The sequence below is a fragment of the Candidatus Neptunochlamydia sp. REUL1 genome, from assembly GCF_963457595.1.
In the GTDB taxonomy this organism is placed as follows: domain Bacteria; phylum Chlamydiota; class Chlamydiia; order Chlamydiales; family Simkaniaceae; genus Neptunichlamydia.
In genome coordinates, this window is record NZ_OY735137.1 from 1,907,813 (window position 1) to 1,919,163 (window position 11,351).

Annotated in this window: 10 protein-coding genes and 2 pseudogenes; 6 read left to right on the forward strand and 6 right to left on the reverse strand. The window is 42.1% G+C overall.

Features of this window, described 5'->3' with window-relative positions:
* Positions 1–4: 4 nt before the first annotated feature.
* The 3 genes and pseudogenes from R2I63_RS10180 (at position 5) to R2I63_RS10190 (ending at position 1,374) form a co-directional block, all read left to right on the forward strand.
* A complete protein-coding gene (locus R2I63_RS10180) occupies positions 5–295 on the forward strand; it encodes a transposase (RefSeq protein ID WP_316357269.1) in 291 nt (96 codons plus the stop codon).
* Positions 262–1,143, forward strand: a pseudogene (locus tag R2I63_RS10185) (IS3 family transposase); the annotation flags it as partial. The gene R2I63_RS10180 and the pseudogene R2I63_RS10185, both read left to right, overlap by 34 nt.
* 33 nt (positions 1,144–1,176) lie before the next feature.
* Positions 1,177–1,374 (forward strand): transposase, encoded by a 198-nt coding sequence (locus R2I63_RS10190; RefSeq protein ID WP_316359814.1) that lies wholly within the window; start codon positions 1,177–1,179, stop codon positions 1,372–1,374.
* A 61-nt stretch (positions 1,375–1,435) separates the two neighbouring features.
* Here R2I63_RS10190 and R2I63_RS10195 read toward each other — a convergent pair whose 3' ends face one another.
* The 5 genes and pseudogenes from R2I63_RS10195 to R2I63_RS10215 all read right to left on the reverse strand — a co-directional run bounded on the left by R2I63_RS10195 (position 1,436) and on the right by R2I63_RS10215 (position 7,144).
* A complete protein-coding gene (locus R2I63_RS10195; RefSeq protein WP_316357486.1) occupies positions 1,436–2,467 on the reverse strand; it encodes a hypothetical protein in 1,032 nt (343 codons plus the stop codon).
* Positions 2,467–5,232, reverse strand: a complete 2,766-nt coding sequence (locus R2I63_RS10200; protein ID WP_316357488.1) for a hypothetical protein — start codon at positions 5,230–5,232, stop codon at positions 2,467–2,469. The genes R2I63_RS10195 and R2I63_RS10200 overlap by 1 nt, the downstream gene beginning before the upstream one ends.
* Positions 5,201–6,082, reverse strand: a pseudogene (locus tag R2I63_RS10205) (IS3 family transposase); the annotation flags it as partial. The pseudogene R2I63_RS10205 and the gene R2I63_RS10200, both read right to left, overlap by 32 nt.
* Positions 6,049–6,339: a transposase gene (locus R2I63_RS10210; RefSeq protein WP_316357269.1), complete on the reverse strand. Its 291-nt coding sequence runs from the start codon at positions 6,337–6,339 to the stop codon at positions 6,049–6,051. The pseudogene R2I63_RS10205 and the gene R2I63_RS10210, both read right to left, overlap by 34 nt.
* A 64-nt stretch (positions 6,340–6,403) precedes the next feature.
* A complete protein-coding gene (locus R2I63_RS10215; protein ID WP_316357490.1) occupies positions 6,404–7,144 on the reverse strand; it encodes a hypothetical protein in 741 nt (246 codons plus the stop codon).
* A gap of 169 nt (positions 7,145–7,313) precedes the next feature.
* On the opposite strand from R2I63_RS10215, the gene R2I63_RS10220 reads away from it, so the two are divergent.
* Complete coding sequence (locus R2I63_RS10220; RefSeq protein WP_316359816.1) at positions 7,314–8,021, forward strand: IS6 family transposase; 708 nt, start codon at positions 7,314–7,316, stop codon at positions 8,019–8,021.
* A gap of 81 nt (positions 8,022–8,102) precedes the next feature.
* Here the strand turns inward: R2I63_RS10220 and ftsY are convergent, their stop codons facing one another.
* A complete protein-coding gene (gene ftsY, locus R2I63_RS10225) occupies positions 8,103–8,999 on the reverse strand; it encodes a signal recognition particle-docking protein FtsY (protein ID WP_316357492.1) in 897 nt (298 codons plus the stop codon).
* 225 nt (positions 9,000–9,224) lie between these two features.
* On the opposite strand from ftsY, the gene sucC reads away from it, so the two are divergent.
* Together sucC and sucD are read left to right on the forward strand one after the other, a co-directional pair.
* A complete protein-coding gene (sucC, locus tag R2I63_RS10230; RefSeq protein ID WP_316357494.1) occupies positions 9,225–10,394 on the forward strand; it encodes an ADP-forming succinate--CoA ligase subunit beta in 1,170 nt (389 codons plus the stop codon).
* Position 10,395: 1 nt separating this feature from the next.
* Entirely contained in the window at positions 10,396–11,274 is an 879-nt protein-coding gene (sucD, locus tag R2I63_RS10235) for a succinate--CoA ligase subunit alpha (RefSeq protein WP_316357495.1), read from the forward strand.
* Positions 11,275–11,351 lie beyond the last annotated feature (77 nt).

Here is an 11,351-nt window from a genome sequence, read left to right on the forward strand (position 1 = left end):
AAGAATGAAGAAATTTGACGAAGAATTCAAAGCCAATGCAGTTCGTTTAGTCAGAGAAGAAAGGATGAAAATCAAAGACGTGGCACATGATTTAGGAATTGGTAAATCAACGCTTAGCTACTGGTTAGGACTCAATCGAAAGGGAGAGCTTATCAAAACGGCAAGTCAAAAAAAAGAAGATGAAGATATGAGAAAACTCAGAAAAGAGAATCGCATCTTAAAAGAGGAAAGAGACATCCTAAAAAAAGCCATGGGCATCTTCTCATCAATGTCAAAAGCAGATACAGAATTATGAAAAAGCTAAGGAACCAGCATTCCATAGAGAAGATGTCCAAGGTATTCAGGGTGTCAAAAAGCGGCTATTACCGCTTTTTGACTTCCTCCCATGGTAAAAGAGCCCAAGAAGAAAAGATCTTAGAAGGAGAAATTGAAGTACTTTTCCATGAACATAAATCAAGAGCAGGCAGCCCGAAAATATGGGTAGATCTTAAAGAAAAAGGATACGCATGTGGCAGAAAAAGAGTGGCTAAGATCATGAAAAAGAAGGGGTTGTCAGCAAAAGTTCCTAAGAAATGGAAGGGAGTAAAAAGAGTTGTGGATCAAAAGAAACCCAACCTTCTTAAGCAGGATTTTCATGCCTCATCACAAAACTATAAGTGGGTCAGCGATATCACCTATATCCGCACAGGGAAAGGATGGGCATACTTGTGTGCGATCATGGACCTTTACTCCAGAAAAATCGTAAGTCACAATGTGAAATCACACATGAGACAAGAGGTTGTTGTTCAGGCATTAGAACAAGCAATGGTAAGAAGAAAAGGTTCAAAAAAAGGACTAATTTTTCATTCAGACCAAGGAGTACAATATGGGTCACAATCAGTTGAAAAGCTTCTTGAGCACAACGGAATCATAGGAAGTATGAGCAGCAAAGGAAGCTGCTATGACAATGCTGCAATGGAGAGTTTCTTTAGCACCTTGAAGAGAGAGTGTGTAAGAGGCAAGATTTACAAGGATGTGAAAGATGCTGAAAATGAAATATTTAACTACATAGAGTGTTATTACAATACTAAAAGAAGACACTCAACATTGGGATACGTAAGCCCAACAAAATTTGAAGAAAAGTACCAAAAAAGCCTATATTAAAACCGTCCACAAAATCGGGGCAAGGCCAGTATTCTGGTTATGGATAATGCTTCATTCCATAAAAGCAAATCTATGCAAGAGAAGATCCAGGCTGCAGGCCATACCTTGGAATATCTTCCTCCCTATTCCCCTGATCTAAACCCTATTGAACACAAGTGGGCACAGGCAAAGTCTAAGCGAAGAAAATATCAATGTGGAATAGACAAACTTTTCAAGGAGCACTGCCTATAACTAATTTAAGTCACTTTAGCTATATCTCTCTTATAGATCGATTATGGCGCTTACTATAGAGCTAAGCTTTCTCTCCTGTGAGCCCTTCATAGACAGACTTGGCATACCACTGGATTTCTTTCCATTTTTTGTAAGCAATAATCTCACCGTCGTTAATACCATATCCTGGATCATTTGGTCTATTAGGGTCTTTTTTGAAGTCTTCGATCATTTTAGAGAGATTCTTGAGAATTTTGCACTGCTCCATTGTTCCATCAATCTTATCGTTTTCAATTCCATATATTACGGTTAACACATCACACAGATACCTAGAGCACGTTTTCATGCAGTTTTCTTCATCGTATAGGGGAAATTCTTTTCTGACCCAAAAGCGCTCTTGATACTCTTGTTTGGATATCGTCCATACCTCTAAGTACACGTTGATCAAGAAATGCTCAAGACTCGTTTCTGGAATATCCTGACGGCTTTTGAATTGTTCGATTAGGAATGCTGGATAGATTTTTTTTTCTTCTGCATGAATCTCTTCAGTTGTTGCGTCTCTTTGATCTATCTTGGGCCTTTTAGCTCTTGGGGGGCGAGACTTTTCCCATGCATCGAGGTCGTCTCCTGTGATCTCCTCATATACAAGCTTGGCGTATGCTTGTATCTTATGCCATTTTGGATCAGCAATAATTGCAGAGTCATTTAGACCGTATCCTGGGTCACTGGGAGTGCTTGGGTCATCTTCGAATTCATCAATCATTGTATAGAGTCTCTGGAGCATCTTATTTTGCGTGGTAGTCATTTCAACAGCATAATCACTTGTATCTAAGACAGCTTCAGTAGATGAAACAAATTCTCCAATGGTCTCCATATAGTTATCTCCCATCATAGGAGGCTCTTGCCTTACCCAATAGCGTTCTTGGTATTCTGCGTTGGAGATTTTCCAGATCTCTGTACACAAAGGATAGAAATCGGTAATTTTTGTGTTTGGTTGGTCATTGATTTCAGGGTATGTATTTAATTCTATGATTTTTTCAGATATGAAGTGCGGATAGAATTCTATTGTATCTCGTTTTTGACTCTCTGTCATTTTTTTAGGCTTAGGTATCATTATTCCCACCCCACAAATTTATATTCAGATAATGGGATATGAGTTAATCCCTCTTTAGATTTATTTTGAACAGTTTTTGGATCAATCCATTCACCTTCAGTCGTAAGCTTAAATTTTCCTTTTGTCTGAACCACATAAAACGTTTCCTGCCTCCAGTTGCCCTTTACGACCTTACCCTCAATAATCGCAGTTACTGGGTTTTCTTTACGCAGACCTGGACATATCCTGATTAAAACGTTTTGTTTCTCAGTTGTTCCAGGCTTTCTAAATATTATACCACCGTTTTCTTTAGCAAATTGCGTCACATATTCAGTAGGAAAATGTCTTGGATTCTCAAAAGACTTAAATCCGGAGTAATCTAAGATTCTACGTACTTGCAGCTCTGATAAATTCTGTGATCCAAATTCTCTTCTAATAAGCTTATGCAAATTCTTTTGATTACTAGCTAAATTTCTCAGTTGATCAACCCTTACACTAGAGACTTTCCACCACTCAAGCTCTGGACCCTTGTTTACGTATGGTATATCGAAGGGTTTTATATATGTGAGTTTTCTTTTAGCAAGATTTAACGCAGTCTTATCACCAGTGAAACCAGATCTTAGCACATGATTTTCTAGTAACTGCATGCCTGCTTCATGCCTAGATATGGATAAGCTCAATGCTCTATCCTGCAGCGGACTAACAGTGCTCATAGATTTTAAAGCTCTAAATGCTTTCGGTATCGAACCTGCTGCACTACCAAGACCAAAACCAAAGGCCACCCCCGCTGCTTTATTGGTGTCATGAGATTCTGCCATAACGAGGCCTACTACGCCGCCTTCACAAGCCATGCCCAGTACGCTAATGCCTTCTGCGACTCTTATGACCTTTCCAACACCTCCAAAAGAAATCATCTCACCAACGAACTCCCCAGCTCTTGCTCCGAAAGAATGAGGGCCCTTGATATGTACAAGCTTGTCATACTTCAATAGCGCGCTAGCGGAGAACCTTTTAAAGTGTTCTTTTGGACATTCAGCTCCGGACACGTCAGACATATCAGGAAGCATTAAGCTGCAGATGCCTCGGAGAATTTTAGCACCACCCTTTGGAATGCTTTTTGTGAAGTCGTTAACAGCAGCGCTTTTCACCGTCTTTAAAGTATCCATAGCAGACCTTGACTGGAGAGTTACATCCATTAATGCAAACTCCATAGATCCAGAAAAACCAGCCATTTGAATCTGTCTTTGAGGAGAATCTCCTCGAGGAAGATCTGCAGTTCTCTCTAGCATTCTAAGCTCCATTGGTGGCACTTGCACATTGTTTGCCAGACCTTGCCCCCAGTAAGCTTGATAATTCAAGGGGGCTTTAGGGCTATTATCTACAACAGGCGTTTGGTATTGCATGTTTTTGTTGAAGAGTTGGCCTTGTTGCATCGCCTGAACATTTTCCCACTGTCCTGCATTAGGCTCCCTTATCTGTGGTCTATTCGGAGGTGGAGGGGCTTGAGACAATTCTCTTGGCACATATCTATCTGAAGAGGTAGATGGATTCGTGGTATACAGCGGCATCTTAGTTGCAGATATTTCACCGCTTACTGCAACGTTTTCTTTTATCCAATTCCATGCTTTCCCTACTACTGTTTTGGGTTTCTTGGGCTTTTCAGGTTTAGATTCTGGAACTGGAATTCTCTCTATCCCTTGTAGACTATCTAGTGTCTTTTGGGCGTCATCTCTTTCTTCTATCGCCTTTGATAGATTCTCGTTTCCCTTGATGACTTTGCTCAATTCCTTAGTTGCAGAGTTGAATGCACCACAGGCTTTTTGATACTTTGCAAATTTCTCATTGAGGTATTTATTTGCTTCTGCAACACCAGCTTCTTTTTGTATGAGCTCATTTTGTGCTGCTTGGATCTTTAGAGCATGTTGCTTGCTGTCTTCTTGCTGCTGTAAGTCTGCCAGGGTTGGTTCTTGCTTGGGGTATTTTTCTTGTTCTTCTGGAGTAAGTTCTCCGTCAACTTTTGGTTTAGGAGCTTCCTTGAACTTTTGGTCAACGTACTGCTTAATGTAGTGACTTTGAACATCTCCATTGGATATCAATGCTCTTGCGATGCGTATGTCAAGCGGCGTTGTCTCATCTGTCTCAGGAAGCTGATTAACAGCCTCAGCTACGCTAAAACCTAGTGCTTGGCAGACTAGCTTTTTCTTATCTTGCGTTAATGCGCCTTTGAGTACAGATCCACCAAGGTTTCTTAAGGCAGACTCTCCTTTTCCTGTCTTTTCTGCTCGAGTTGCTAGGTCAAGAAGATCAACACCAAGAGCCGTTCCTAGATCCCAGGAATTTCTTCCCATTGCGCTACCAAGACCAAAGCCTCCAAATAGCTTTAAGACTTGCACTGCCTGATCTTTTCCTTCAGGGTCGATTGTATTGCCAAAAGAGTTCATTGCCGTTTTTGCTGCTTGTCCAATTACTAAGCTTGGATCTCCCGTTATAAAGGATAACCCTCCAGAGATCAAGGCACTACATAGATCATCTTTTAGCTCGTTTCTATGTTTATTTGAGAGCTGATGATCTCGTATCTTTTGCTGCTCAGCGTAGTGCTTTGCTGCTGTCCAGAGTGCTATCGCTCGAGTGAGATCTTCCTTTGTGAGTCTTGGTCTTTCGATGCTTTCTTTAGAGGGGTATTGCTTGAGATAGATCTTAACCTCTTCAATGTCTTTCTTGAGCCATGACCTTGCCCCGATTTTGTGGACGGTTTTAATATAGGCTTTTTTGGCACTTTTCTTCAAATTTTGTTGGGCTTACGTATCCCAATGTTGAGTGTCTTCTTTTAGTATTGTAATAACACTCTATGTAGTTAAATATTTCATTTTCAGCATCTTTCACATCCTTGTAAATCTTGCCTCTTACACACTCTCTCTTCAAGGTGCTAAAGAAACTCTCCATTGCAGCATTGTCATAGCAGCTTCCTTTGCTGCTCATACTTCCTATGATTCCGTTGTGCTCAAGAAGCTTTTCAACTGATTGTGACCCATATTGTACTCCTTGGTCTGAATGAAAAATTAGTCCTTTTTTTGAACCTTTTCTTCTTACCATTGCTTGTTCTAATGCCTGAACAACAACCTCTTGTCTCATGTGTGATTTCACATTGTGACTTACGATTTTTCTGGAGTAAAGGTCCATGATCGCACACAAGTATGCCCATCCTTTCCCTGTGCGGATATAGGTGATATCGCTGACCCACTTATAGTTTTGTGATGAGGCATGAAAATCCTGCTTAAGAAGGTTGGGTTTCTTTTGATCCACAACTCTTTTTACTCCCTTCCATTTCTTAGGAACTTTTGCTGACAACCCCTTCTTTTTCATGATCTTAGCCACTCTTTTTCTGCCACATGCGTATCCTTTTTCTTTAAGATCTACCCATATTTTCGGGCTGCCTGCTCTTGATTTATGTTCATGAAAAAGTACTTCAATTTCTCCTTCTAAGATCTTTTCTTCTTGGGCTCTTTTACCATGGGAGGAAGTCAAAAAGCGGTAATAGCCGCTTTTTGACACCCTGAATACCTTGGACATCTTCTCTATGGAATGCTGGTTCCTTAGCTTTTTCATAATTCTGTATCTGCTTTTGACATTGATGAGAAGATGCCCATGGCTTTTTTTAGGATGTCTCTTTCCTCTTTTAAGATGCGATTCTCTTTTCTGAGTTTTCTCATATCTTCATCTTCTTTTTTTTGACTTGCCGTTTTGATAAGCTCTCCCTTTCGATTGAGTCCTAACCAGTAGCTAAGCGTTGATTTACCAATTCCTAAATCATGTGCCACGTCTTTGATTTTCATCCTTTCTTCTCTGACTAAACGAACTGCATTGGCTTTGAATTCTTCGTCAAATTTCTTCATTCTTTTAAACTCCTCATTTTCTTGAAAAGTCTATATCATATCCGTCCACTTTTTCGGGGCAAGGTCACCACTCTGATACCAATAGGCTGCTGAATATCTCCTTCAGTGCTTTCATGCATTTGGGAAATAATCTAGGAAATATGGAAAACTCTCGCAAACAGGTATCGTGAGTATCTAGTTGAAATACATCTCCAATCTTTTGTCCTGCTTTATTCAGAGATTTTATAAGCTGCCCCTTCAGGCCATACTCTTCTTCAAGGATCTTCTTGAGCTCAAGAATCACTTCTTCTGTTGGTTGATGATAAGTACAGTGGATATCTGAAAAGTCTCCAGCATCTATGGTGTATTCGACTTTTTCACTCACGTCTGCATAGCCTCGAAAATGATCAGCTAACAAAATAGATGCTTCTTTAGCTAAGTTGTTAACACCACGTATCTCACGGAAGAAATCAACAAACACCTTTTGAAAGCGCTCATCTTCCTGCTGCTTTCCCAAAACAAAGAAATAACTTTCTTGAATCTTCCTATTGACTTCTCTATGCAGGCGTTGGATGTTCCGTGTATTGGCAGATATCCTCTGTTGAGGGCTCGGATACCAGGGATCTACAGAACTAAACAACTCTTGGTATTTAGCCTTTGGGAGCCTTAATGGTAAATCTCTTGGTAGCGGAGATGTCGATGGTGAGCTAGATCCAGAACTATAACCGCATGACTTGTCACTAGAGATGGAGCTTATGGAGCTTGCTGATGGACTTGATGGAGGCCGGAGGTCCTGCGGTGGTCTAAGATGTGTTAAATTCTGCATCTGCTCATGCTACTAGTTTGATCAAGATGCCATAAGAGCTTAATCGATAGCGGTTATCTAGTCAAAGATTTACAACCACATATCAAAGAATTTCCATATGGTTCTGGTGCAAAAAACGCTTGGCTTCTGTAAAATTGAATTTTCCATGTGTTAGGTGAGAGATTCTTATATCGAGGATAACCCATTCAAATGGAAGCCTTTTTCCGGGGAAATCATTCTTTGGGGAATGCGTTGGCATTGTCAATTTTCATTGACTTACAGAGATTTAGTTATGATTTTTCAAGAGCGAGGACTTTCTGTTTGTCGCACAACAATCATGAGGTGGATTCATCAATATGCTGTGGAGTTTAAGAAACGGCTTAAGAAATTCCTGAAACCATCGAATAATTCTTACAGAGTGGATGAAACCTACATCAAGATCAAAGGGAAATGGCATTACCTTTATAGAGCAGTTGATTCTGAAGGGAACACTCTTGATTGGATGCTTAGTCAAGCTCGAGACAAATCTGCAGCTGAGAAATTTTTTAGACAAACGCTTTCCAATAGTCACTGCAGTATTCCTAGAGTTATCGGCGTTGATAAAAATGCTGCATATCCTCCTGCATTCGAAGCTATTCAAAATCAAAGACTCATTCCAATAGAGACTGAGCTTAGGCAGGTTAAGTATCTGAATAATATTGTTGAGCAAGATCATCGCTTTTCTAAGAGGAGGATAGTGTGGAGTCAATGGCTCCAGAGGTTTGCAACAGCAGAAGCAACGATTGCAGGGCATGAGTCCATGCATATGATTCGTAAGGGTCAAGTAGAAGATGTAGGAAGGAAAGATGCTTTATCTCAAAAAATGTTTATAGAAGGTCTGTTTGGGATAGCAGCCTGATCTTATGAAACGGAAATAAGGCTGATTAAGCCTTTTTCCATAGAGAAAAGCGTTTTTTGCACCAGAACCAGATTTTGAGTCTTAAGTAAAGAGAGCATCAACATAGGGCTCGGGAGCGAAGGGAAGAAAGTCTTCAGCACCTTCACCGATCCCGATGTAGCGGATGGGGATTCCCATTTGGTGGTAGATGGAGAGGATAATTCCTCCTTTGGCGGAGCCATCGAGTTTTGTGAGGACGAGCCCTGTGAGGGGAGTGAACTCGTTGAAGATTTTAGCTTGGTCGAGGGCGTTTTGCCCAGTAGAAGCATCAAGAACGAGATAGATTTCATGTGGGGCGTCGGGGACAACTTTCTCGGTGACGCGTTTGATTTTGGCGAGTTCATTCATGAGATCGGTTTTTGATTGGAGACGGCCGGCGGTATCAGCAATTACGACGTCGTGGCCGCGTGCTTTGGCGGCGGTGAGGGCATCAAAAATAATAGCGGAGGGATCTCCTCCTTGAGAACCTTTAATACAGTCAAGTTTTAGGCGGTCGGCCCAGGTGCTGAGTTGTTCAATGGCTGCGGCGCGGAAGGTGTCTCCAGCGGCAAGCATCACTTTTTTCCCTTCCTGTTTATAGAGTCTTGCGAGTTTTGCGCAGGAGGTGGTTTTTCCAGAGCCGTTAACCCCAACGACTAAGATGACTTTAAGAGGCCCTTTGGGTTTCTTTCCCTGGACGTACGGGGATTTATGGAGAATCTCCTCGGCATGATTTTTCATGGCTCGGATCGGATTATCACTTTTTCTCACATGCTCAACGAACTCAAGGGCGAGTGTGCTTCCCAGGTCGGCTTCATAAAGGATTTGCTCAAGCTCTTCTAGGGTCTCTTCATCTAGGGGAGAGCGGAAAAGGTCCCGGATGCGATCTCCGAGCACTGATCGAGTGCGGGAAAATGCCTTTCGAATTTTATTAAGCCCTGATTTTAAAAAACCAAACATGTTGCCTCAAGATTTTTTGTTGATCGAAAGTCAAGGGTATCACATATAGGAATTATACCGATAATAAGTGAAAAATGACCGTTACATGCGAAAAACACTCCTCTTTTTCTCTCCTCTGCATCGCCCCTGTCTTCGAACAAGGACTGCTTCGATGGAAGCAAAATTGAAGCATTTTTCATTTGTAAAAAAAAAATTCCAATCAATATCGGTATAAAGGCAGCAAAGATGGACACCCACGAATATCAAGCAAAAGAAATTTTAAAGCAGTACGATATGCCCATCCCAGATTTTGGGGTGGCATCAACGACTGCTGAGGCGGAGCAAGTCGTTCAGTATTTAGGACTCCAAGAGGCAGTGGTGAAGATCCAGGTGCATGCCGGCGGCCGGGGAAAAGCAGGGGGAGTGAAGTTTGCCAAAAACAAAGATGAGATCGTCGAAATGGCGAAAAAATTCATCGGGATGAAGATGGTGAACAATCAAACAGGAACTGAAGGGATTGTTGCCCATAAGGTTCTGATCACTAAACCTGTTGATATTGCTAAGGAATACTATTTAGGTGCAATTATCGATCGGGATCATGCGATGCCGATCTTGATAGCCTCTCCTGAGGGGGGGATGGATATTGAAGAGGTGGCAGAGAAGACGCCAGAAAAAATCTTAAAACTGCCAATTGCTCTGGATGGAAGTGTAAAGCCTTACCATTTGTTGCGCCTTGCAAACTTTATGGGCTGGAAGGGAAAAACTGCCAAGCTAGGGATGCGGGCTACCGCTTCCTTAGCAAAAGCCTTTATTGATACCGATGCTTCGCTCCTTGAAATCAATCCCTTAGTAGAAACGGGAGATGGGGATATTTGGGCCGTTGATGCAAAACTCAGTGTTGATGATAGCGCGCTGTTTAGGCAAAAAGAGATCTCGAGTTTTTATGATCCTTCGCAAGTTTCTGAAAATGAAGTTGCGGCTAAGAAGTACGATTTGGCTTATATTTCGCTTGAGGGGAATATTGGATGTATGGTCAATGGCGCTGGTCTTGCGATGTCAACGATGGATATCATTCATCACTATGGGGGCAAGCCCTCTAATTTTTTAGATGTTGGTGGTGGGGCTGATAAAGAAAAGGTGGCTGCCGGATTTAAAATCATTCTTTCTGATCCCAATGTGAAAGCGATTTTAGTGAATATCTTCGGAGGAATTATGAACTGCGCAACGATTGCAGAAGGGGTCATTGCAGCTTCAAAAGAGCTTGATATTGAGGTGCCTCTGATTGTTCGTTTGGAAGGAACGAATGTTGAGCTGGGAAGAAAAACTCTAGAAGAGTCGGAGTTAAAGATTATCTCTGCAGAGGGAATGGCCGACGCAGCGGAAAAAGCGGTGGCAGCTCTGAAGGGAGGGAAATAAGATGGCGATTATGGTCAGTAAGGACACAAAGGTCATCACTCAAGGAATCACAGGAAAGTCTGGGCAGTTTCACACTGAGCAGTGTATTGCGTATGGATCGAAGTTTGTTGGAGGGGTGACTCCAGGAAAAGGGGGGCAATCGATTTTCGATGTTCCGATTTTTGATACAGTTTACGAAGCAAAGCAGAAGGTGAATCCGGATGCTACGATGGTTTTTGTGCCGCCCCCATTTGCAGCGAATTCGATTTTAGAAGCTGAAGATGCCGGAATTCCCCTCATTATCTGTATTACTGAAGGGATTCCAGTACGAGATATGTTAGAAGTTTCATGCGTGATGCGAGACTCAAAAACGTCTAGGCTGATTGGTCCAAATTGCCCCGGAGTGATTACTCCCGATGAGTGCAAAATCGGGATCATGCCAGGATACATTCATAAAAAAGGAAAAATAGGAATTGTTTCCCGCTCGGGAACACTGACCTATGAAGCCGTATGGCAAACAACCCAAAATGATTTGGGACAGTCGAGTTGTGTCGGGATTGGAGGGGATCCACTTAACGGAACAGACTTTATCGATGTTTTGAAGCAGTTCGAAAAAGACCCCGACACACACGGCATTCTTCTTCTTGGTGAAATTGGAGGGAATGCTGAAGAGGAAGCTGCTGCTTGGATCAAAGCACATTGCAGTAAGCCTGTTGGGGGGTTTATCGCTGGAGTCACTGCGCCTCCCGGAAGAAGGATGGGGCATGCTGGTGCGATTGTTTCTGGTGGAAAAGGGACTGCTGAAGGTAAGATGAAAGCGTTGCGTGAGGCAGGTGTTCATGTTGCTGAGTCTCCTGCGGATATTGGGGATACAATCCTTAAAGCGATGGAAACCAAGTGATCACCTATCTCTGCTGACAAGTTTTTGTGGTAGTGCAGGTATGAGCTGAGCGATGCCAAAGGGTTTTTCTCTATGTA

Coding starts and splice junctions, on each gene's coding strand:
- R2I63_RS10180 (WP_316357269.1), top strand. CDS start 5: ATGAAGAAATTTGACGAAGAATTCAAAGCCAATGCAGTTCGTTTAGTC.
- R2I63_RS10195 (WP_316357486.1), bottom strand. CDS start 2,467: ATGATACCTAAGCCTAAAAAAATGACAGAGAGTCAAAAACGAGATACA.
- R2I63_RS10210 (WP_316357269.1), bottom strand. CDS start 6,339: ATGAAGAAATTTGACGAAGAATTCAAAGCCAATGCAGTTCGTTTAGTC.
- R2I63_RS10215 (WP_316357490.1), bottom strand. CDS start 7,144: ATGCAGAATTTAACACATCTTAGACCACCGCAGGACCTCCGGCCTCCA.
- ftsY (WP_316357492.1), bottom strand. CDS start 8,999: ATGTTTGGTTTTTTAAAATCAGGGCTTAATAAAATTCGAAAGGCATTT.
- sucC (WP_316357494.1), top strand. CDS start 9,225: ATGGACACCCACGAATATCAAGCAAAAGAAATTTTAAAGCAGTACGAT.
- sucD (WP_316357495.1), top strand. CDS start 10,396: ATGGCGATTATGGTCAGTAAGGACACAAAGGTCATCACTCAAGGAATC.